A 21,086-nucleotide genomic window follows, 5' to 3' on the forward strand; every position below is an offset into this window, starting at 1 on the left:
ACCAACCCACTATTTTGATGTAACATTGGCGATCCGCAACACTGCTATTAGGGGAAGCATTGCCAGGATAACTTGTAACAAACATGAGGTGAAGTGGTATCACTCCTTGCATTAGAACAGGATATCTCTTTTCAAACCAAATAGCTAGTGTAGAGAGTGACAGTTTATCAACTGACACTAGTTAAAAACGACTCAACCCTCGTGGTAACTAACAAGACAAACCCTAACAGTAAACATTTAGTTGATAGAGTATAAAAAATCTAAGTCTTTTTGTAATTTGCTCAAATATCAGAAAATAAAACTATGGAATCAGGAGATGATAGTAGTAGCATGATTTGCTCAGGCTCTGCAATCAAGATTTTGTCAGGATTAGCAGAGAAACGCCTTGCATATTATCATATAGCCAATGTAAACAGATAGCGATTCCTAGGTCGCGCTGAGTGCAAGGCACTCCCGTCAGGGATACGCTATCGCTACTTCCACAACAGCCCAGAGTATCTTTTTTACCTGCCAGCCATAAAAAGCCATAAAAATTTTTGTTCCAGGATGCTTGTGCCTATTTAGCGAACATAGTAGTTGGGTTAGAGGTGATAGTTGCTACAATTGCCAACTAAAAAAGGGCTACACGTTGCTTCTTGGCACTAATTAAGGGACTATACGCTTAGGTCAAATCTTTGATACTCAAGCCTTCTCTAACTAAAGGTAGTTGCCAAATTCTAACTTTACCAATGAAGAAGCAAACGTTACTTACCCAAGTCACAATTGAAGCACTACAAGCAGGTGATGCAGAAAAAATTGGTATGCTAATTAAACAAGCTCAGTCAGAACAGTATAAACATCTAATTCCTAATAGTCCTAGAAAATTAACTGCTCCCATACTACATTCACTACTGAATCCTTACAATTCAAACGTATATTTTCAGTGGTCATCCTCTAACAGGATTTTGGATTAATTCCACGGATAAATCCGGGAGCTTGTAACATCAAGAAATCATTAGTAGGGTGGGCATTGCCCACCAAACCTATATTTCAAAAATCAAACAAACCAAAATGTTTAAAATAGAGGATTTATGCAAATCACTAAAGTTAGAAAAGCTGTAATTCCGGCTGCTGGGTTTGGCACACGCTTATTTCCAGCTACCAAAGTAGTTAAAAAAGAACTTTTCCCAATTATTGATCAAGATGGCAGAGCTAAACCTGTTATTTTAGCAATTGTAGAAGAAGCAATCAGTGCTGGAATTACAGAAGTAGGGATAGTAGTACAACCAGAGGATCAAGAAATATTTATTGATTTATTTAACAATCCCCCAAAACCAGAACTTTTCGCCAAACTATCCCCGCAAAATCAAGAATATAGCCAATATTTACAAGAATTAGGCAACAAAGTCACAATATTAACTCAATCAGAACAATTAGGCTATGGACACGCTGTATTTTGTGCAAAAGATTGGGTACAAAATGAGCCATTTTTGCTGATGTTGGGCGATCATGTTTATAAAACAAATACCGAAAAATCCTGTACTAGGCAAATTTTGGATATATATGAACAAATCAATCACAGTGTTATTGGCTTAACTACAATGTCAGCCCAAATGATTGATAAAGCCGGGTGTGTTGCCGGAGTTTGGCAAGAATTCAATTCTCTGCTTTCTCTAACGCAAATTTATGAAAAACCAACTGTTGACTATGCACGTCAAAATTTGCGTGTAGAAGGAATAGCAAAAGATGAGTTTTTATGTATATTTGGCTTATATTTACTCACTCCACAGATTTTTGATTGTTTAGCAGCACATATTGAACAAAACTTTCGAGAACGAGGTGAGTTTCAGTTAACATCCTGTTTAGAAGAATTGCGTCAACTGGATAAAATGACAGGATATATGGTGAAAGGTAACTGTTTTGATACGGGAATGCCTGACGCTTATCTTCAGACGATGATTGATTTTAGAAATCAAGATATAGGAATCATAAATGATATCTAACAATTTTTAAGTCTCGTAGGGTGGGCAATGTCTACTTCACGTATATTTCCAAAATCAAATAAATATTATTACTATATATAGCAATTCCCATTCAAGTGAGGTACAAGCAGTAATAATTAAACACAGATAAACGCAGATATAGCTTGCTTCCCGCAGGGTACGCAGATAATTTTGTACTTCATTAAACTAGGCAATGCTATAAATACAACTAAGTTTTTAGCAGATCATAATTATGAAAAGAATCGAAGTTGAAGAAAGAGCTATTTTCGTTGGGTTGGCTGGTAGTCACGGTTATGGTTTAAATCGTCCTGATTCAGACTATGATTATCGTGGCGTTTTTATTGCTCCCAAGCGTTACTATTTGGGATTCGATAGCATAGAACAAAAAGATACTGGGTGGGATGAACCGGGAATATTTCCGTTTATTGATGGTAATCAAGACACGGTTATTTATGAATTAAGAAAAGTCCTACATTTATTAGCTGGTGCAAATCCTAATGTTTTAGAATTGTTGTGGTTGAATAATTATCCTTTTTTAACGAATATTGGACAGCATTTAATTAATCACAGACAGCTATTTTTGAGTAAAAAAGTGAAGCATACCTACTCTGGTTATGCTTTCGCTCAAATCAAAAAAATGGAAACTCATCGCAAATGGTTGTTAAATCCACCAGCTAAAAAACCAATTCCATCTGATTATGGGATAACAGATGAAGCAGCATTAACTAAAGATGAGCTAAATGCTTTTTTGGAATATCTATATATCTTAATTAGAGGTAAGATTGAATTTTTAGAAGAATCAGAGCAGTTATACAAATTGCTGACAGCAGATATTGACTTTAAAGGTGTCTTAAAACAATATACTTTAGCAGACGAGGCTTTAGAATATACTCAAAATCTAACTCATGGACGCAAAGACTTTATTCGGCTGTTGCAAAAAAGCCAAAGCTATCAAATCGCTTTAAGAGAATGGAAGGCTTATTTATCTTGGCAAGAAAATAGAAATCCTGCTAGAGCGGAAATGGAGAAACAGTCAGGTTATGACTTGAAACATGGTATGCACTGTATTAGATTGCTGCGTAGTGGTTTGGAAATATTGCAGCGAGGAGAATTAATTGTCGATAGAAGAGTAGCGGGAGATATTGATGATTTAAAAGCTATTCTTATGGGTGAGTATACTTATGAACAGTTGATGAAAATGGCAGAAGATTTGGTGACTGAGATGGATGTTTTTTATAACCAATCAACTTTACCTCACCGACCTGATTTAGAGCAAATTAATGATTTGTGTATGGAATTAGTAGAAATGCAAGGTTGGAAATAATTATAGAGAAGATGTGGTGGTGGCATCACCTCAAGAGTCAGTTGTCAGTTTTTTTGCCACTGACTACTGACTAAGACCTAATTTAATTACCTAACCCCAGCTTTCATGCCTGAGCCGTTTTTCTGTGTTGAATCTTCTGGTAGTTCCACACCAAAAACGCGACAAAAGACTTTTTCAACTTTATAACCAGTATCAATGGATTCCAAGGGATCTTTCCGCAGACGGTGACGTAGACATAATGTAATTACCCGACGGATATCGTCAACTGTAACTTCTGTCCGTCCTTCAAAGGCGGTTAAGGCTTTAGCCGCGCGGTTGGTAACGATGTCACCTCGCAACCCGTCCACATCTAATTCTGAACAAACTTCCGAAATTTTCACCCGCAAGTCATAGTCAAGGTTAACTTGTGGTAATAATTCCTGAGCATTAACAATTTGTTGTTGTAATGCTTCTTGGGGCGTTTTGTGTTTTTCTAAATACACAGGAGGATTTTGGTCAAATTCGCCCCGTTCTTCCACAATTTGCACCCGTAAAGCTGGTTCTTTGACGGTGTGAATTTCTGCGTGCATTCCGAAACGGTCGAGTAGTTGAGGACGCAGTTCTCCTTCTTCTGGGTTTCCCGAACCAACGAGAACAAACCGCGCTGGGTGACGGATAGAAATACCTTCCCGTTCGACGGTGTTCCAACCACTAGCAGCAGAGTCCAGGAGTACGTCTACCAAGTGGTCATCTAACAAGTTGACTTCATCAACGTAGAGAATACCTCTGTTAGCTTTGGCTAGTAGTCCTGGTTCAAAGGCTTTTACACCTTCAGATAAAGCTTTTTCAATATCGATAGTACCGCAAACCCGGTCTTCTGTTGCGCCCAATGGTAAGTCTACCATGATGACTTTTTTGTGAGCGATGGGAATTTCTATTCCCTGGGCTACTAGTTGACGGACTTCATCACTCATCAAGTCCGTGTCATTGGGGTCACTATTGAAGGGGTCATTGGCAACTACGGGGATTTCTGGCAGCAGGTCTGCCAAAGCACGGATGGTTGTAGATTTGCCGGTGCCGCGATCGCCCATAATCATTACACCACCAATTTTGGGATCAATCACATTTAACAACAGTGCCAGTTTCATTTCTTCCTGGCCGACAATTGCTGTAAATGGAAAGACCGCGCGACGCGCACTTGCTGTAGTTTGAGCAGTTGAAGTCACTAAATTACCTTAACAATACTTTTGTTATTACAATTCTTTATTTTGCCACATCTGGTCCGGGTAGGTCAGTTATTAGTTCAAAGCCGAAGACTTGTCCAACTCTTTCAAGAAACAGTACCGAGTACCGAGTACTGAGTAACGAGTGTGGGGTGTAAAGTTGGGAGTAAAGTACTCAAGAAAATTTTGTTTTTTTCATTCATAGCGGGTGGTGTGCCGCCCGTGGAGATGCTCCTAACAACAATAACTCTGAATCCATTGGTGATAACCCAGAGCCATGTTTGCGGTGTTCTCGCAGCGATGCTGTTGGCATCGCTTTGGTTCAATACTCTCATCCGTTACTTTTGAAGTCGAAGACAAAAGTTGGTGAGGGAATTGACTTTTTTGGTTGATTACTTTGTCCTGGTGTCACATACTCAATTGCGAGATTAAGATATGTTATTTTTACACAAACTCCTTTATCCCCATCGCCAGCTATGACACTCAATTTATATTTACTGCGACATGGCGAAACTACTTTTAGTCAAAGTGGTAACTTCTGCGGTAAAACTGATGCAGAATTGACCTCTGAAGGAATGCAGATGGCAGAGAGTTTTGCCGATGTTTATCAAAACTTGAAGTGGGAAGCGGCTTATGTTAGTCCGATGAAGCGCACCATTGCTACTGCAAAACCATTTTGTGATGCTACTGGTATGGAGATGCAGGTAAGGGAAGGATTAAGAGAAGGTAGTTACGGTGAATGGGAAACTAAGAGTAAATCGTTTGTTCAAGAAAATTACCCAGAAAACTATGTAAAATGGTTGACAGAACCCGCTTGGAATGCACCCATTGGTGGAGAAACTGCGGTAGATATTGCTAACCGTTCTATGCCTGTAATTGCGGAAATTCAAGAAAAACACCCGGAAGGTAATGTTTTAGTAGTTTCCCATAAAGCCACGATTCGGATTATGCTTTGCAGTTTACTGGGAATTGATTTGGGACGCTACCGTTATCGGGTGAATATTTTGGTCGCATCGGTAAGTATGGTTAAATTTGACGTGAATGGTCCTTTGTTAGAAATATTAGGCGATCGCCATCATATACCTGATCATATTCGCTCTCGTCCAGGAACATAATAGACATCTCCAGAAAACCCTGACATATCAAATAACAACAGTCTTTCAGGAAACAGTACTGAGTACTGAGTACCGAGTGTGGGGAGTAAAGTACTCAAGCATAGCGAGCGGCACGCTTGTGCAGTTGCTCCTAAGAAACAAGGCAGGAGGCAGAAGAGAGAAGAGGTTGATCAAGAAAAGTAGAACAGAACTCATCACAGCTAACGCCCAACTCGTACAATAGAAGATAGATTGTTGAGAATTGTATAGTTAGGGATTATAGCTGTCATGGCTCCCGCCGTTTTAATTGAAAATCTACAAAAACGCTACGGTACTGTTGAGGCTGTCAAAGATGTCTCCTTTCAGGTACAACCTGGGGAAATCTTTGGTTTACTCGGTCCCAACGGTGCAGGGAAAACTACTACTCTCCGGGCTTTGTGTACGCTGACAACTCCTGATGCTGGCAAAATCGAAGTTTCGGGAATTTCGGCGTTAGATCACCCCAAATTAGCCAGGCAAAAGCTGGGTTATGTGGCTCAGGAAGTGGCTTTAGATAAGGTGTTGACGGGTAAGGAGTTGCTGCAATTGCAAGCGGCACTTTATCATCTTCCTCGTGCAGTGATCAAACAGCGGATTAACACCGTCTTGGATTTACTGGGTTTACAAGAATACGCAGATAAAAAAACCGGAACCTATTCCGGTGGTTTACGCAAACGCCTGGATTTGGCTGCGGGTTTACTTCATTCTCCAGATGTATTGGTGTTGGATGAACCAACGGTAGGGCTTGATATTGAGAGCCGTTTTGTGGTGTGGGAATTTTTGCGGAAGTTACGCGCTGCGGGAACTACGGTTGTGATTACCAGCCATTATTTAGAAGAAGTTGATGCTTTGGCTGATAGGGTAGCAATCATAGATCGCGGTCTAGTTATTGCTAATGGTACACCTTCGCAGTTAAAAGACCAAGTTGGGGGCGATCGCATTACCCTGCGTATCCGCGAATTTTCACCCAGCGAAGAAGCAGACAAAGCTAAAAACCTGCTAGAAGCTTTACCTTTTGTCCAAGAAATTATCATCAATAACGCCCAAGGTAACTCCTTGAATTTGGTAGTCACTCCCCAAAATGACGCTTTAATTACTATTCAGCAAGCCTTAAATAATGTCGGTTTACCGATTTTTGGTATTGCTCAATCTCGTCCTAGTTTAGATGATGTTTACCTCGCAGCAACAGGAAAAACTTTGATGGATGCGGAATTAGCTGCTGTTGCTAATCGTGATCCTAAAGCGGAGAAAAAGCAAAATATGAGATAGGTTTATTGGGAATTAGGAATTGAGAGATGGAAAGAATATTTTTTCTCATAATTCCTAAATCCTCATAAATTTTTTTAGTGAAATCAACTTCCAAACCTAGCCAATAATTCCTCACGGGAAATATTCGACAAATTGAGTAGTAACTCAGTTCTTTCTGTTAAAGAAAGCTCCATAATTGGAGTAACAATAGCAGATAATTCCTCATCTAAAGCGCCAAAACGACCTGTTAGTAAACTCACTACTATCAAACGCTGTCCGTCTAAACTACCTTCCTGTCTACCTTCTTGTCGCCATTCTTCCCGTTGTTTAAGATACGCTGGTGATAAGTTCATAATTAATTCTCTCTCTTCATCATTTACATTATCTTTCACCTCTATATTTTTGCGCCAAGACGCTAAAATCTCTAGTAGGTGATCCCATTTTTCAGTATCTTCTGATAGTTTAACCAATTCTTCTACAGCTTGTTTTTGGGTTTTTCCTTTTCCCAACACTCTTAACCATAGAGTATCTTGACTAATCGGTAACTGGTTGATAGCTACAATGGCAGTTTTCAAGAATTCTGGCAGAAAATAAACACCTTCACACCAATTAAGTGACTGTTGCAGTTGTGCGCTAAATCCGTTCAGCATTCTTACAGAACACGAAGGAGTTAAAATCCACAAATATGGTAATTTTTCTTCAGATATAGACCGTTTCTCCCGTTTAGCTTGTCGCAATAAATCGCTATGAACGGTATATGATTTTAGCAAACAACTCCTAATCTCTATTTCACTTGGAGCATTACGAAACGGTTCAAATAGACAGCTTGTGACTGCCATTTTTGCTAATAATCCTAATTCTAACTCATCAGACGGATTTGAATTATTGGGAACAAACCAAACATCTATTTCCCGAACTTCGCTTTTAACATCTTTACTGGTTTCTACATTACCTAAAGAAGTTAATAATTCCTGTAAATATTCTTTGGCAAATTGATCATGTGGCTGTCGAGTCATAAAACTTTAACTGTTGATTACTCTATCAGAGAGTTTATAGAAACACAAAAAACACTAATTGATTTCGGTGATTGATTTGTGAACAGTCTATCAATGATTTTTTGTTATAATAAGGTGTTAAGAATTATAAATATTCTTTGCTTATTAAAAATTGCAGAAATATTTATAATTTTCACTGGTTAATTTTATCACCGTGTATTTGAACTTTGGACAAAATTGCTATGAAGACTGATATGAATTGGCAGCAATTAGCTGCACCTACCGTAGTTACAGATACTACTCCCAGTTTCTTTGGTGAATTAGTCCAAGAAACACTGGCTTTAACTCGTCGTTTATTTATCCAATTACAACGCCGTCCTTCTAGTCTCGTAGCGGGAATTATTCAACCGGTGATGTGGTTGGTGTTGTTTGGTGCTTTGTTCCAAAATGCCCCTAAAGGTTTATTTGGAAGTACGACAAATTACGGGGAATTTCTGGCAGCAGGTGTAATAGTCTTTACTGCTTTTGCTGGGGCTTTAAATGCCGGTTTACCTGTGATGTTTGACAGGGAATTTGGTTTTTTAAATCGGTTGCTGGTTGCACCTTTAGCTTCTCGGTTCTCGATTGTCTTTGCTTCTGCTATCTTTATTATTAGCCAAAGTTTACTGCAAGCGGCTGTAATTGTAGCAGCAGCAGCGTTTTTAGGGGCAGGTTTACCTGATGTAGCGGGTTTGAGTGCGATCGCTCTCATTGTCTTGCTTCTAGCTTTGGGTGTCACCGCTATTTCCCTCGGTTTGGCTTTTGCTTTACCCGGTCACATTGAACTGATTGCAGTAATTTTTATTACTAACCTGCCTTTACTATTTGCCAGCACAGCTTTAGCACCTTTATCCTTTATGCCCGGTTGGTTGCAGGTTATCGCTACCCTCAACCCTCTCAGCTATGCTATTGAACCCATTCGCTATTTGTATCTTCATAGCACTTGGGGATTAAATGATGTCGTCATGCACGCCTTTTGGGGTGACGTTACCTTTGGGGGAGCATTGTTAGTGTTAGTGGGATTTGCTGTGGTGGCTTTACTCAGCATTCAACCCCAATTACGCCGGACTCTTGCTTAAGATAGAAGCATAATTAAGTCAGTAAAATGTGAGGGGAAATTTCATGAAAAGACCATTTTTACCAGTTCACAAAATCTTGGTTGCGACTTTCGCAGGAATTAGTTTTGCGTCTGTGCTAGTAGCACAACCTAGTTTAGCTGATCCTAATCAACCTTTTGGTAGTTTGGAAAGCGATCGCAACACCAATTCACTTTCCGGTAATGGCTCAGGGTTCGATATGCTGGATGTGATTCATAGAGCAAATTTTGGGATTAACAACTTTAATCCTGAGCAACAGAATCAGCAATTGGATGACGCAGCAGCAGCATTTAAAGCTAGACAAGACAAACTCCTGCAAACTCCCCAGCAGCCAGCCTCAAATTCACCAACTACATCTGGTGGAAATACACCATCTTTGATTATCCTACCCTCTAAATGAAAACTCAAAACCTCAACCCCTAACCCGGATTTGGATAGGAGTTGAGGTTAAAAAATTGTGAATTTTGGATTTTGGATTTTAGATTTGTTTTCCCATTGAAAATTTAAACTCTAAAATCCAGTCAGGGTGACAAATTACAAACCAAGTACTTTTAAAACATCACTAGCATGAGTAGTGGTATTAACAGCACTGTCAACATGGATAATTTTCCCATTGGGGTCAATTACGAAAGTGACACGCTTGGCATAACCACCACCATCTACATCAAAAGCTTTGATCAGGGCTTTGTCGGTATCAACCAATAAAGGGAAATTCAAATTGTATTTAGCGGTGAATGCTTGATGGGCAGCTTGATCATCAGCACTTACTCCCAACACCACAACATTTTTACCTTGATATTCAGATTGGGCATCCCGGAAACTACAGGCTTGCTTGGTGCAGCCCGGTGTATCATCTTTGGGGTAGAAATATACAACCACCGTCTTACCAGCAAAATCAGATAATGAGACTGTGTTGCCGTTTGTGTCTTTAGCGGTAAATGCAGGCGCATCTGTACCAACTGCTAGTGGCATAATTAACCTTTCCTGTTTCAGATTGTTGATGCACCTGAAATTTTACAATGATTTACAATATTTAAATAAATTTGAGAAAAAATAGCATAACTTACAAATCATACCCTTTTGCTCATTCTCACCTCTGAACTCCTTAACTCCTAAATCCATGACCGCTGTTGATTCCCCAAACACCAAACCCTTTGTCTATTCTCGGACTACTCTGGAAAGAGCCGAGCGATCGCTCATTTGTTCCCCGTTCAAACTCAATTTATTTATGACGATGCGTAACCAAAGCGTTTCCGTTAGTGCGATCGCTATGGAAAATGGTTATAAGCAAGGCTACACCAAACGTCCTTTATCAGAATTGTCCTGTGATAACGCCTTTGATTGGCTAATCGAAGTGGGAGTATTGCGGCGAGAAGTTGATGGACAGGGAATTACAGACGGTTTTCGCCTAACTCCCCTAGGTCATCAGTTGGTAGAAAAATTCCCAGAAAAAGATTGGCGTAGTCCCTCAATCAGCGATCGCTTATACAATTCCATCACTCGTTGGTTTCGACTACCCTTTTAGATGCAAAATTGACAAGTTAAAATAAGCAAGCCAAAGTAAAAACTAGGGCGGGAAATCTACCTAAATGGATATTGCCTGTATAGCCGTGTAGTGCTAAAAGCTTGCGCGTTATAGAAGCATCTTTATAATTTCCTGGTGCAGTATGCTGTATTTCTGCCGAATTGCACTTTTTCTTTAAGCCAGGAATTGCTCAACTAAATCTAAAAAACATTACATTAATAGTCACACTATGAAATCAATTATGGTAGTGGGAACAACATCCCACGCGGGTAAATCATTGATTACTACAGCCATTTGTCGCATTCTCTCCCGGCGTGGCTGGCGAGTAGCTCCCTTTAAAGGTCAGAATATGGCTTTAAATGCTTATGTTACTGCCAGTGGCGGAGAAATAGGCTACGCTCAGGCAGTGCAAGCTTGGGCGGCGGGAGTCGTTCCCTTGGTGGAAATGAACCCAATTTTACTTAAACCTCAAGGAAATATGACCTCTCAAGTCATCCTTAAAGGTAGAGCCGTAGGTACTGTTAGTGCTACAGATTATTACGAGCAATATTTTGAACTAGGTTGGCGCACTATTGAAGAATGCTTACAAAGTTTAAAAACCGAATTTGATTTGTTAGTTTGTGAAGGTGCAGGTAGTCCAGCAGAAATTAATCTCAAGCACCGCGACTTAACCAATATGCGGGTGGCAAAATATTTAAATGCACCAACTTTGTTAGTAGTAGATATTGACCGAGGTGGCGCTTTTGCTCACGTAGTTGGAACCCTAGAGTTACTAGAACCGGACGAACGCGCTTTAATTAAAGGGGTAGTAATTAATAAATTCCGGGGACAGCGTTCCATTCTCCAACCAGGAATTAAATGGTTAGAAGAACGGACTGGTATTCCGGTTGTCGGTGTCATCCCTTACTTAGAACAAGTATTTCCAGCAGAAGACTCCCTAGACTTACTCGAACGCAAACCCCATAAAGTCCAAGCTGAATTAAATATTACTGTCATCCGCTTACCAAAAATTGCCAATTTTACCGACTTTGATGCACTGGAATCAGAACCCACAGTTTCAGTAAAATATGTGAGTCCAAAGCAAGATTTGGGACATCCTGATGCTGTAATTATTCCTGGAACCAAGACCACAATTGCTGATTTAATCGTGCTGCAAAAAAGCGGCATGGCGGAAGCAATTCAAAATTATGCAGCTTCTGGGGGAACAGTTTTGGGCATCTGTGGTGGCTTCCAAATGCTAGGTCAAATCATAGCTGATCCAGAGGGTTCTGAGGGGCAAGCAGGTAGATTTCAGGGGTTAAATCTATTACCGATCAGAACTGTAATTACTGGACAAAAAATCGCCCGTCAGCGCCAAGTTAGTTCCAATTATCCGCAAATGGGCTTACCAGTGAATGGATTTGAAATCCACCAAGGGCGATCGCGCTTAGAAACCCAAGATGATAAACAATCCTGTCAACCGCTATTTGATGATGCTAATTTAGGCTTAGTAGATAGTTGCCAATCTGTTTGGGGTACTTATTTACACGGGCTTTTTGATAATGGCCCTTGGAGACGTGCTTGGATTAACCGTCTCCGTCAACAACGAGGTTTAAAATCTTTGCCCACTGGTGTTGCTAATTACCGAGAACAGCGAGAACAGATGTTGGACTCTTTAGCTACCCAAATAGAAACCCATTTAAACTTAAATCCGTTTTTGTCTTAAATAATGGGTAATTTGTAATTTGTAATTATTACCCAATGACCAATGACCAATGACCAATGACCAATGACCAATGACCAATGACCAATGACCAATGACCAATGACCAATGACCAATGACCAATGACTATTAACATCCGCTTTCTACCAGATGATGTCACTGTTAATGCTGAAGTAGGAGAATCCCTGTTAGATGTCGCAGATCGGGCAGGGGTATCAATTCCTACTGGTTGTCTGATGGGGTCTTGTCATGCTTGCACCGTGGAACTAGATGATGGGGAAGTCATTCGTGCTTGCATTACTCCAGTTCCACCAGGAAAGGAGGAATTGACCATTAATTTGTTTAGCGATCCAACGTGGTAATTAATTAGTTATCAGGAATACGCAATTGGGGTACAGCAATGCCGTGTCCCTACGAATGCTTTGATAATAAATATGTCAATCTTGCCAAAAGCTTGATATAGTCCATATTTTGTCAAAATTTTCATTTTGGGCAGCAGCTAGGCAAGGAGGCATAATAAAATTTTTAATCTCGTTAATTAATTCACTAAATGAATTCGGTGTCTGTTCTATTTTTAATTTCTTTTTAAAAGCTTGCCACTGTTTTTGCTTATTTGAATCATTAAAAAATTCTTCAGTTAAAGCTAAAGGTTCTTTTACTGGTATTTCTGTTTTCCGTCTATCAAAAGTGTTATTTAACGCTTGACGAAGTAAATTTCCTTGAAATTCAAAATTTTTGCAAAGAAACCAAATATCATAGAAATCTTTCATCCGACTGTTGCTTATACCCAGAGAAACCATTGCTTGAAACTTTTCAGCTATTACTGTTTCACGCGGATATATTCGTAAACGTGGTTTAGGTATATCTAAAATAGGTTCTATGTCTACTTCTTCAGCATCAGGTGTAACAGCATCACCAAACCCAATATCTACTTGAATAGTAATTTCAATTTTAACTAATTTTCCTTTTAATTTAATTCTTACTCCTTCATATTCCTGATCTTCTTTGATTAATTCTCCTGTAACAGATTCAGACAAAAAAATAATTCCATCTTCTTCACAGTGAATTGTACAAATTTCTTGATAAATATTTACTAAATATTCAATCTCGTTATTTCCAAAACAGAGTAAATCTAAATCTTTTGTTGCTCTATGTGGTTCTCCATGCCAAACTTTGAAGAGAGTAGCACCTTTTAAAATATACTGTTTTTGATATGGAGATTGACTAAGCCTATATAGCAGCCGTTCTCCAACATAGCGCGTCAATAAATAATTATAATCTTCCCCTATTTTTTTAGATAAGGTCAATAATTTAGCTTGGATAGATGCGGCAATATTAATAGGTTTTTTCGATGTCATGTGAGTGATTCTAGATAAGGGCGCATCACATTATTTACTCGGCAAATTTTGGCATAACGCCATATTTCATCGATTGAGCATCTTTTTTCTCGCCAACATTCGCGCAATGCTTCCAGTGCCACATCAAGACCAATTTTATTACGAAATTTAAAACAATCTGCAATTGTTTTCGGCAAAGAATATATACTCACCGGCACGCCTTCTATGATATGTTCTTCAATTCCTTCTTCTAGAGATTTACCAGACATATAAACGATTCTGAATGGTAGAAGATTATCTTTAGGAGGACGGGATTTTTGAGGAATTGCCAGCCAAACTTCAAAAGGTGTTTGAGTGGTTATCTGATAAAAACTGAGTGCAGATAGAAGACAAATTACTCCGTTAGGAACTCTTTTAGCAGCTTCAACTAGGGTGTGATTTGCTGTAATTTCTGCTCCTGCAAAGGTGTAAACACCGCGAGCAGAACGTACAAGTATTCCTTGGTTTTCCAGGCGTTTCAAATACTCTCTATGAATACCTTTCGCTGCAATTTCTTTTGCTCTAATTACACCTGTTTGAGAAGAGTAACTCAGTATTTTTTCTGTTTTCGACATAATTGCATTAGTTTACTTACCTGTCGTGCAACTTTTTTGGATTTGTGGCGAAGTGTGGATAGTTGTTGATATTTACCAACATTTTATCACAAAAATTTGTTCAGATAATATGATCGCCTATCAAGCATTGCAGTAATAAAGGCTTGCGGTGTAAAAAAAAGTGTTTTGCAAGGGTAGTACTGGACAATTTACGTGATTACAGGTTATTTTGTTTTAAATAGCGTTTTTGCGTATTTTTACGGTGTCATAGTAGCTTGATAATTTATATATTTATTTAGCAGCGCGTGCCTGAATTACAAAATCAGGCGATCGCACTTGCTAATGGTTGCAGGTAAAAGCGAAAATCTCATCAATATTCTGGGTTATATTGAAAAACATTGATCGAAATGCTAAAATAGTACATATATATTAAAAATGGAAATAACGTTTAAAAACAAAAAAGTGCAAAAGTTATGTGAGCGAGATACAGAAGCGAAAAAAAAACATGGTGCAGATAATGCTAAAAAACTGAAAGCACGAATGAGAGAGCTAATTACTGTCGAAAATGTAACAAGTTTAACAGCAGGAAAACCACACCGTTTAATAGATGATAGATTAGGTCAATATGCTGTATATTTAGCAGAGGGAAAACGTCTTGTATTTGAGCCTGATAATGATCCAGTTCCTCTCAAAGAGGATGGGAGTATTGACTGGGAGCAAGTAACTAAAATCTGTATTCTTGAGATTGTTAATTATCATCCTAAGTAGTAACTAAAATTCATATTTTTGAGATTGTTGATTATTATGACTGAATTAACTCGTCCCTTTACTCCAGATTGGATATCTCCTCCTGGTGATACAATAGCCGATTTATTAGAAGAGCGTCAATGGACGCAAGAACAATTAGCTGAAGACTTAAAATGCACTAATGAATATATTAGTCAGCTTATCACAGGACAGGAGTCTATTGACGATAAAATAGCCTTCAAGCTTGAACAAGTTTTAGGAGGTACAGCAAAGTTCTGGCTGAATCGAGAATCTGATTATCGTTCAGAACTTGTGCGTCTTCAACAAGAAGAAAAAAAGTTGCAAAAATGGACAGATTGGCTGGAAAAATTGCCAGTCAGAGAACTGATGAATCGAGGAGCAATTACTAAATATCGTATAGACGCAACAAATAAGCCTAGTTTAGTTCGAGAATTACTATATTTCTTCGATGTTTCTTCCCCAGAAGAATGGTTAAATAATTCCGAAACAATGGAAGTTGCTTTCCGCAGAACACGCCAAGAAAAAAGTGATCTTGGTGCAATTTCTGCATGGATAAGATTAGGTGAAATAGAAGCTGAAGAAATTGATTGTCCAGAATATAGTGAAGAAAAATTTAAGAATGCAGTGCAGGAAATACGCAAATTAACAATACTGTCACCACAGGATTTTACACATCAAATTCAACAGTTATGTCAGGAAGCAGGAGTCGTACTTATTCTAGTACCATCAATTCCCAGAGCGCATATTAGTGGAATGGTGCGTTGGTTAAATCCCAATAAAGCTCTTATTCAAATTTCGGACTACGGTAAAAGAAATGACCGATTTTGGTTTACATTTTTCCATGAAGCAGCACATATATTACTTCACAATAAGCAAGATATTTTTTTGGATGAATTTGATGGAGAACAAATTGTAGAATCAGAACAAGAAAGGCAAGCAAATGAATGGGCGCGGGAATTTTTAATCCCCAATCAGTATAGCAATGAACTAGATCAGTTAAAATCAAAAGAAAGTGTGATTAATTTTTCCAAACGGCTTGGTATTCATCCAGGTATTGTTGTGGGAAGGCTTCAGAATGATGGCTTAATTGAACGAAACCAGATGAACGACTTAAAAACAAGTTTTAGCATTGATGATTTAAAGAAATTAGGACTTACGCAAGATGTGACTGAAAACCTTATTCCTGTGTAGCGGTAATTCATGAATTACCGCTACTTTAATTCTGTTTTGCGTAAGTCCTAGAAATAAAAATGCAGCATAGGGGTAGAATAACCCAACATTGATGATTTGTTGGGTTTTATTACAGTAAGCTTAATTTGCTTTCACATTCAAAGCGTATTCCTTAAATCGCTCCAAATCCGCTTGAATTGTGGACTCCACCACCTTTCCCAAAAACAAATTATCCATGAGTTTACCAATCAAGCCAGGAATAGCATAGGAAACCGTCATTTTGACAACGCTGCTAGTATGACGATCATAAAAGCGAATTGCACCCTGATTCGGTAAACCATCAACAGATTCCCATTGAATAATTTGCTTAGGAACCATTTTGAGAATGCGAGATTTCCAGGTAAAATCCCAACCTCCTGTACTCAATTTCCACAGAGATATTTCAGGATCATCGGGCAAAATTTTCACCGAATCAATCCATTTCATCCACTTAGGCATTTGTTCCAAATCAGACCAGAGGCTCCATACTAATTCTATAGGAACCTCAACTTCCACCTGCACACTATGCTCTAACCATTCAGCCATTAGATTTTAGATTTTAGATTGATTGGTAATTGGGGATTGGTAATGGGTAATTGGTAATTAAATCACTTTTCCCTATTCCCTCTTAACTGTCACCTGTCACCTGTCACCTTGACCACCTGAATTTATCCGTTTCCCCCCTCTACCTCCTCTTAACTGTCACCTATCACCTGTTACCTGTCACCTAATTCTTCACATTTTCCAGAATCACCTTAGCCGCACGTCGTCCAGAAATAGTTGCACCTTCCATACTGTCAATGTAATCTTGCTGGGTATAACTACCTGCCAAGAAGAAATTAGGTATAGGTGTTTTTTGGTCAGGACGGTACGCATCCATTCCCGGTGCTTCCCTGTATAAAGACTGAGCCAGTTTTACCACACTGTACCAAGTCATGTTTAAATCTCTGGAAGAGGGGAACAGTTCATGGACTTGTTTAAGGACGTGTTGTGCGATCGCTTCATTACTCTGTTTAATAAAAGGATCTCCCGGTGTCAATACCAGTTGCAACAACGAACCTTCCCCAGGACGATAATAATCTGCGGGACTAGTCAAAGCCAAATCAGCAAAACACGAAAAATCAGCATCTGCGGTATATAACAAATTATCTATACCAGATGCCTGTAAGGGCGGGGTTACCCCGCCCCTACCCCGTTTTTCCTCATCTTCCAGTTCCGTCACCCAACCATCAAAGCGTAGCTGCACTGTAGCGACGGGAACAGCATCAAGTTTATAAATATTGTCAAATTCTGACCATTTTCGCCATGCTTGGGGTAAAATCCGCTGAATTCCGGGGACATCACAAGCACAAAGATAAGCATCAGCAGTGATCACTTCTTCTGTATCACCTTGGGCAACTAATATACCTGTAACCTTAGTGTTTTCCTCAGATTCAGAAAACTGAATTTCCCGCACTTGGCGACGGGTATAGATTTTCGCGCCTCTAGCTTCTAAATATTCAACAATCGGTTTGTGTAAATATTCGTGAGGTGAACCTTCCAGCATCCGCAGAATTGAAGCTTCAGTTCTGACAGCAAAAAACTGGAAAATTGTCAACATACAACGGGCAGAAATATTATCACAATCGATAAAACCCAGGGCGTAAGCGATGGGATTCCACAGACGTTTAATGCTGCCTTTACTGCCTCCATGACTATAAAACCAGTCGGAAAAGCTGATTTTATCTAATTTGCGGATAGTTTTCATCGCTCCGTCAAAGTCTACCAAACCTTGAACAATGGGACTAGTTCCCAGAGCGATCGCATTTTGAAATTTATCCTGTAGTGAAAGTTGGGAAGTGGTGAAAAATGCCTTTAACCCATTAAAAGGCGCACCAGTGATAAAACGGAAATCTAAAGCCCCAGTCTGTCCACCTTTATTAATAAAAGTATGACTATGTTCTTTAAGGCGTAAATTTTCCCCTGCTCCTACCTTCTGCATCAATTCAAACAGATTGTAGTAGCAGCCAAAAAACACGTGCAACCCCATTTCAATATGGTTGCCATCACCATCTACCCAACTGCCAACTTTGCCGCCCACAAATGGACGAGATTCAAAAATTTCGACTTCACAACCTGCATCAGCTAAATCTACTGCGGTTGCCAGCCCAGCTAGTCCCGCACCTACAATTGCAACGCGCATTCCCTCGTTCCTTTATGGCTTACGCCGCATGGCGTTATCAGTTTCTTTACAAATTGTAACTGCGTTGGTGTCAGAATAGGTAATGGGTAATGGGTAATGGGTAATGGGTACTAGATTTTGTTTTTTCCAATTACCAATTACCATATGCCTAACGGCAGGCTACCGCCAACACCAATTACCAATCACCCTTTCTCCTTAGCCTCTTCAGAGAGGGGTAAACCTCTAATCAGTTCTCTAATTACATCAGTAGCGGGTCTACCAGTCTGTTGACAATATTTTTCTAATTTTTCCGCTTCCTGTGTTGCAAGGTTAACAGTTATACGTTTAACGGCCCATTTTTTATTTGTCATGCAATTTGCTGTATATTAATACTGTGAAACTAATCTGGTTGCAAAAGTAAAAAATGATAGTATCAGACTTTGCCTCAGAGAAATAGCAACATCATTAATATCATTCGATTTTTCGTTAAATAATATTCACTTTTTAAAGTATGAATAATCCTGCTAAGTCGGTGGGCATAAACATTTTTTGTCCTGGGGACAAGGTTTTGGTTAAGCTGCTCTGTAAGCTAATGTGCCTTTAAGTTACATAATTCCCAGTCTTAGAAAAACGCTCTTACACGGAGACACAAAGACCCAGTAATGATCAGCCCCTTAGGGTCTCCCTAGACGCTACGCGATCGCGCCCCCTTTGGCGATGTAGTCTCATGTAAGGAAGGGCAGTCGTGGTGGAAGCAGCAGAGAAAAAGGTTTTAAACCAGTTAAAATTTCTTTACATAGTTATCTTTATTTATGCCTTTTTACTTAATTATTGTCTCTTTTTACAAAAAAGAAAGCAGTGAACGCAGTTTAATTTTATTGTAAAAGCCATAGATAAACACTGGGATGCTAAAAATTAGGATAAAAATGTTTATCTGTGGTAATTACATAAATCATTATTCAAATTCCAGTTGGGGCATAAGTTGAAGAGTACCGATTCCTAAATCTTGGGGAGAGAGCGATCGCGCTTCAAACAAAGCCATCATATCTTTTAACTGGGGATTACCGCGAGAAGCTCCCGTCAGTCCTTTAGCAATAATTAAGGCGCAATAGCCTTGAGTATTTTTACAGCGCTGATTCCATTTTTTCCTAGCTTCGACATGGATGGGATCGTTATCTAAAAATTCCCCAAACAGGAACAACTCATCATTCTCTGTTTGTAACAAACCCAAATCATAGCGATAGTGTTCAGGACGCGCCTGAAGAAGCAGAAGCGAGCCGTAGGAATCCTCAGCCAAAGGATCAGCCCCTGGATTAAAGCAAATAGCTTTCAGTCCCCCAGCCGCTTCAATCTTTTCAATCACAGTTTTCGCCTTAGGACGGGAAGTTTGAACTAAAATCACGGGTAATCCATCACCCAATTGATTGATTTTCTCGACTGGATGATAATTTACTTCCTTGCGTAAAGAATCTAACATCTCCCAAGTAATCACCCCTAAACTGAGGAAAGAGTCTTCTGGGATCAAGTCATCCCTTAAGGAACGGAACACTGTGGAATCTTCATCTTCATCGGGGATCTCAAAACCTGCCATTTCCTCTAATTCGGCTGCCAATTCAGGCATAGTAGAGACAGTTACAGACACTGATTTAGCGTCTTCATCTGGATTGGGTAAAGAAATGCGATAACGTCGGCTGAGAGTGGGAAAATCATCTTCGTACAATTGACGACGGTAATCGCGCATAAAACGAATTAAACTTTCGAGAGCGACAAAGACAATCAGTGCTTCTTCGTCATACAAAACCGATCGTAATCCTTCCAAGGGGTGAATATTCCCAAAAGTAGGTTCAATTTCCGAGATTGGTAAATCGCCTAAATCCTCATCTTCATCTTCATCTTGTTCAAAGGTGAGAAAAAAGCAATCCTGCTTGAGGAAAGCTTCTTCTAAACCCTGACTTGATTCTTCATCTCTTAAAACATCAGCACGAAATCGCTTGAGAGAATCTTCAGAACGATAGAACAAAATTCCATACTCCATTCCCAGCATTCCCATGACTGAGGTATAGAGTGTTCCTATATCCCACTTATTGATTTCTATTGCTAAAATTTGCTGTTCTTCCAGAAATTCCCAAGGAGCCGCTTCCCAAATTGCAAAAGCCTTATCTTGGAGAATTTGTGCATATTGTGGGGGTAAATCGGGAATTTGACTATCGAGAATGTCCGCAAAAGAGCGAAACAGTTCATCAATTAAAGGTAATTCTGGTGAATAGTCAATGGCAATATCCAAATCTTGCAATACCCCGCGCAGGTAAAATTGAATTTCTCGGTCTCGCACCACAATTCTTTGGGGTCTGGCGGGTTTAGCTGGACTTTGTGGATGCTCCATAGCTCGCATTAAGGTACGAACAATTGCTTCTGGTCCGGGTTCTGGCGATACCACGTCCATACCTCTAACAATTCCTTGGGAGCCATCCACCCAGAGAATACATTCCCCGCTAGACTCAGAGTCTCTGGGTTGAGTTTGTGATGATGACAATGGACGACGATCGCCCTCCCATATAGAAGGAATTTGGGTTAATTTCTTCAACCGACGACTGGTAGAGCGATTAAAACTTGTCATAGAGTAAGTTAATCAAAAAAAATCTATTTAGAAGTAAAGTTTGGGGAATAGCTAGGATGCGGATCATATTTTCCCTGCTGTACCTGAAGAATGGTTGCTGCTCGGCTTTGGCTCCAAGGCTGAAAACAGAAAAATACCCCATCTCTAAATACAC

At 39.5% G+C, this 21,086-nt stretch carries 21 protein-coding genes; 12 read left to right on the forward strand and 9 right to left on the reverse strand.

Features of this window, described 5'->3' with window-relative positions; genetic code table 11:
* The first annotated feature begins 728 nt into the window (after positions 1-728).
* From H6G59_RS16655 to H6G59_RS16665, 3 genes are all read left to right on the forward strand, one after another.
* Positions 729-953: a hypothetical protein gene (locus H6G59_RS16655; RefSeq protein ID WP_190716318.1), complete on the forward strand. Its 225-nt coding sequence runs from the start codon at positions 729-731 to the stop codon at positions 951-953.
* A gap of 117 nt (positions 954-1,070) precedes the next feature.
* Complete coding sequence (locus H6G59_RS16660; protein WP_190716320.1) at positions 1,071-1,982, forward strand: UTP--glucose-1-phosphate uridylyltransferase; 912 nt, start codon at positions 1,071-1,073, stop codon at positions 1,980-1,982.
* Positions 1,983-2,214: 232 nt separating this feature from the next.
* The gene (locus H6G59_RS16665; protein WP_190716323.1) at positions 2,215-3,306 is read left to right on the forward strand and encodes a nucleotidyltransferase domain-containing protein; all 1,092 of its coding nucleotides are present in this window, start codon (positions 2,215-2,217) and stop codon (positions 3,304-3,306) included.
* An 86-nt stretch (positions 3,307-3,392) separates the two neighbouring features.
* On the opposite strand, the gene bchI is transcribed toward H6G59_RS16665, so the two are convergent.
* Positions 3,393-4,511: a magnesium chelatase ATPase subunit I gene (gene bchI, locus H6G59_RS16670; protein ID WP_190716325.1), complete on the reverse strand. Its 1,119-nt coding sequence runs from the start codon at positions 4,509-4,511 to the stop codon at positions 3,393-3,395.
* 473 nt (positions 4,512-4,984) lie between these two features.
* On the opposite strand from bchI, the gene H6G59_RS16675 reads away from it, so the two are divergent.
* Both H6G59_RS16675 and H6G59_RS16680 read left to right on the forward strand, forming a co-directional pair.
* Entirely contained in the window at positions 4,985-5,623 is a 639-nt protein-coding gene (locus H6G59_RS16675) for a histidine phosphatase family protein (protein ID WP_190716327.1), read from the forward strand.
* Between the two features lie 267 nt (positions 5,624-5,890).
* The gene (locus H6G59_RS16680; protein ID WP_190716329.1) at positions 5,891-6,910 is read left to right on the forward strand and encodes an ABC transporter ATP-binding protein; all 1,020 of its coding nucleotides are present in this window, start codon (positions 5,891-5,893) and stop codon (positions 6,908-6,910) included.
* A gap of 83 nt (positions 6,911-6,993) precedes the next feature.
* On the opposite strand, the gene H6G59_RS16685 is transcribed toward H6G59_RS16680, so the two are convergent.
* The gene (locus tag H6G59_RS16685) at positions 6,994-7,905 is read right to left on the reverse strand and encodes a hypothetical protein (RefSeq protein WP_190716332.1); all 912 of its coding nucleotides are present in this window, start codon (positions 7,903-7,905) and stop codon (positions 6,994-6,996) included.
* A 221-nt stretch (positions 7,906-8,126) separates the two neighbouring features.
* Between H6G59_RS16685 and H6G59_RS16690 the strand changes: the two genes are divergently transcribed.
* Positions 8,127-9,002 (forward strand): ABC transporter permease, encoded by an 876-nt coding sequence (locus H6G59_RS16690; protein WP_190716334.1) that lies wholly within the window; start codon positions 8,127-8,129, stop codon positions 9,000-9,002.
* A gap of 43 nt (positions 9,003-9,045) precedes the next feature.
* The gene (locus H6G59_RS16695; protein WP_190716337.1) at positions 9,046-9,420 is read left to right on the forward strand and encodes a hypothetical protein; all 375 of its coding nucleotides are present in this window, start codon (positions 9,046-9,048) and stop codon (positions 9,418-9,420) included.
* Between the two features lie 134 nt (positions 9,421-9,554).
* On the opposite strand, the gene H6G59_RS16700 is transcribed toward H6G59_RS16695, so the two are convergent.
* Positions 9,555-9,992 carry a peroxiredoxin gene (locus tag H6G59_RS16700; RefSeq protein WP_190716339.1) on the reverse strand — a complete coding sequence of 146 codons (438 nt, stop codon included), beginning with the start codon at positions 9,990-9,992 and terminating at the stop codon, positions 9,555-9,557.
* A 148-nt stretch (positions 9,993-10,140) separates the two neighbouring features.
* Here H6G59_RS16700 and H6G59_RS16705 point away from each other — a divergent pair, with 148 nt between their 5' ends.
* From H6G59_RS16705 to H6G59_RS16715, 3 genes are all read left to right on the forward strand, one after another.
* On the forward strand, positions 10,141-10,545 hold the full coding sequence (locus tag H6G59_RS16705) for an Npun_F0494 family protein (protein ID WP_190716341.1): 405 nt from the start codon (positions 10,141-10,143) through the stop codon (positions 10,543-10,545).
* A 229-nt stretch (positions 10,546-10,774) separates the two neighbouring features.
* A complete protein-coding gene (cobQ, locus tag H6G59_RS16710) occupies positions 10,775-12,250 on the forward strand; it encodes a cobyric acid synthase CobQ (protein WP_190716343.1) in 1,476 nt (491 codons plus the stop codon).
* Positions 12,251-12,369: 119 nt separating this feature from the next.
* On the forward strand, positions 12,370-12,609 hold the full coding sequence (locus H6G59_RS16715) for a 2Fe-2S iron-sulfur cluster-binding protein (protein WP_127054005.1): 240 nt from the start codon (positions 12,370-12,372) through the stop codon (positions 12,607-12,609).
* Positions 12,610-12,684: 75 nt separating this feature from the next.
* Here H6G59_RS16715 and H6G59_RS16720 read toward each other — a convergent pair whose 3' ends face one another.
* Together H6G59_RS16720 and H6G59_RS16725 are read right to left on the reverse strand one after the other, a co-directional pair.
* Positions 12,685-13,605, reverse strand: coding sequence for a nucleotidyl transferase AbiEii/AbiGii toxin family protein (locus tag H6G59_RS16720; RefSeq protein WP_190716345.1), 921 nt, complete (start codon positions 13,603-13,605; stop codon positions 12,685-12,687).
* Positions 13,602-14,198, reverse strand: a complete 597-nt coding sequence (locus H6G59_RS16725) for a type IV toxin-antitoxin system AbiEi family antitoxin domain-containing protein (RefSeq protein ID WP_190716347.1) — start codon at positions 14,196-14,198, stop codon at positions 13,602-13,604. The genes H6G59_RS16720 and H6G59_RS16725 overlap by 4 nt, the downstream gene beginning before the upstream one ends.
* 414 nt (positions 14,199-14,612) lie before the next feature.
* Here H6G59_RS16725 and H6G59_RS16730 point away from each other — a divergent pair, with 414 nt between their 5' ends.
* Both H6G59_RS16730 and H6G59_RS16735 read left to right on the forward strand, forming a co-directional pair.
* On the forward strand, positions 14,613-14,945 hold the full coding sequence (locus H6G59_RS16730) for a killer suppression protein HigA (protein ID WP_190716349.1): 333 nt from the start codon (positions 14,613-14,615) through the stop codon (positions 14,943-14,945).
* Between the two features lie 36 nt (positions 14,946-14,981).
* Positions 14,982-16,136 (forward strand): ImmA/IrrE family metallo-endopeptidase, encoded by a 1,155-nt coding sequence (locus H6G59_RS16735; RefSeq protein ID WP_190716351.1) that lies wholly within the window; start codon positions 14,982-14,984, stop codon positions 16,134-16,136.
* A 120-nt stretch (positions 16,137-16,256) separates the two neighbouring features.
* Here the strand turns inward: H6G59_RS16735 and H6G59_RS16740 are convergent, their stop codons facing one another.
* The 4 genes from H6G59_RS16740 to H6G59_RS16755 form a co-directional block, all read right to left on the reverse strand.
* The gene (locus tag H6G59_RS16740; protein ID WP_190716353.1) at positions 16,257-16,700 is read right to left on the reverse strand and encodes an SRPBCC family protein; all 444 of its coding nucleotides are present in this window, start codon (positions 16,698-16,700) and stop codon (positions 16,257-16,259) included.
* A 181-nt stretch (positions 16,701-16,881) separates the two neighbouring features.
* A complete protein-coding gene (gene zds / locus H6G59_RS16745) occupies positions 16,882-18,336 on the reverse strand; it encodes a 9,9'-di-cis-zeta-carotene desaturase (protein WP_190716355.1) in 1,455 nt (484 codons plus the stop codon).
* A 182-nt stretch (positions 18,337-18,518) separates the two neighbouring features.
* Complete coding sequence (locus tag H6G59_RS16750; protein WP_016951555.1) at positions 18,519-18,686, reverse strand: ribbon-helix-helix domain-containing protein; 168 nt, start codon at positions 18,684-18,686, stop codon at positions 18,519-18,521.
* 584 nt (positions 18,687-19,270) lie between these two features.
* Entirely contained in the window at positions 19,271-20,932 is a 1,662-nt protein-coding gene (locus H6G59_RS16755) for a DUF6930 domain-containing protein (protein WP_190716357.1), read from the reverse strand.
* Between the last annotated feature and the right edge of the window lie 154 nt (positions 20,933-21,086).

This window comes from Anabaena lutea FACHB-196 (assembly GCF_014698305.1).
Lineage (GTDB): Bacteria > Cyanobacteriota > Cyanobacteriia > Cyanobacteriales > Nostocaceae > Anabaena > Anabaena lutea.

Excerpts from the sequence above, each read along its gene's own strand:
- H6G59_RS16740 (WP_190716353.1), bottom strand. The coding sequence starts at position 16,700 with ATGGCTGAATGGTTAGAGCATAGTGTGCAGGTGGAAGTTGAGGTTCCT.
- H6G59_RS16730 (WP_190716349.1), top strand. The coding sequence starts at position 14,613 with ATGGAAATAACGTTTAAAAACAAAAAAGTGCAAAAGTTATGTGAGCGA.
- H6G59_RS16725 (WP_190716347.1), bottom strand. The coding sequence starts at position 14,198 with ATGTCGAAAACAGAAAAAATACTGAGTTACTCTTCTCAAACAGGTGTA.
- H6G59_RS16660 (WP_190716320.1), top strand. The coding sequence starts at position 1,071 with ATGCAAATCACTAAAGTTAGAAAAGCTGTAATTCCGGCTGCTGGGTTT.
- H6G59_RS16690 (WP_190716334.1), top strand. The coding sequence starts at position 8,127 with ATGAAGACTGATATGAATTGGCAGCAATTAGCTGCACCTACCGTAGTT.
- H6G59_RS16700 (WP_190716339.1), bottom strand. The coding sequence starts at position 9,992 with ATGCCACTAGCAGTTGGTACAGATGCGCCTGCATTTACCGCTAAAGAC.
- H6G59_RS16675 (WP_190716327.1), top strand. The coding sequence starts at position 4,985 with ATGACACTCAATTTATATTTACTGCGACATGGCGAAACTACTTTTAGT.
- H6G59_RS16680 (WP_190716329.1), top strand. The coding sequence starts at position 5,891 with ATGGCTCCCGCCGTTTTAATTGAAAATCTACAAAAACGCTACGGTACT.
- H6G59_RS16755 (WP_190716357.1), bottom strand. The coding sequence starts at position 20,932 with ATGACAAGTTTTAATCGCTCTACCAGTCGTCGGTTGAAGAAATTAACC.
- H6G59_RS16685 (WP_190716332.1), bottom strand. The coding sequence starts at position 7,905 with ATGACTCGACAGCCACATGATCAATTTGCCAAAGAATATTTACAGGAA.
- H6G59_RS16705 (WP_190716341.1), top strand. The coding sequence starts at position 10,141 with ATGACCGCTGTTGATTCCCCAAACACCAAACCCTTTGTCTATTCTCGG.
- cobQ (WP_190716343.1), top strand. The coding sequence starts at position 10,775 with ATGAAATCAATTATGGTAGTGGGAACAACATCCCACGCGGGTAAATCA.
- H6G59_RS16720 (WP_190716345.1), bottom strand. The coding sequence starts at position 13,605 with ATGACATCGAAAAAACCTATTAATATTGCCGCATCTATCCAAGCTAAA.
- zds (WP_190716355.1), bottom strand. The coding sequence starts at position 18,336 with ATGCGCGTTGCAATTGTAGGTGCGGGACTAGCTGGGCTGGCAACCGCA.
- H6G59_RS16715 (WP_127054005.1), top strand. The coding sequence starts at position 12,370 with ATGACTATTAACATCCGCTTTCTACCAGATGATGTCACTGTTAATGCT.
- H6G59_RS16695 (WP_190716337.1), top strand. The coding sequence starts at position 9,046 with ATGAAAAGACCATTTTTACCAGTTCACAAAATCTTGGTTGCGACTTTC.
- H6G59_RS16665 (WP_190716323.1), top strand. The coding sequence starts at position 2,215 with ATGAAAAGAATCGAAGTTGAAGAAAGAGCTATTTTCGTTGGGTTGGCT.
- H6G59_RS16655 (WP_190716318.1), top strand. The coding sequence starts at position 729 with ATGAAGAAGCAAACGTTACTTACCCAAGTCACAATTGAAGCACTACAA.
- H6G59_RS16735 (WP_190716351.1), top strand. The coding sequence starts at position 14,982 with ATGACTGAATTAACTCGTCCCTTTACTCCAGATTGGATATCTCCTCCT.
- H6G59_RS16750 (WP_016951555.1), bottom strand. The coding sequence starts at position 18,686 with ATGACAAATAAAAAATGGGCCGTTAAACGTATAACTGTTAACCTTGCA.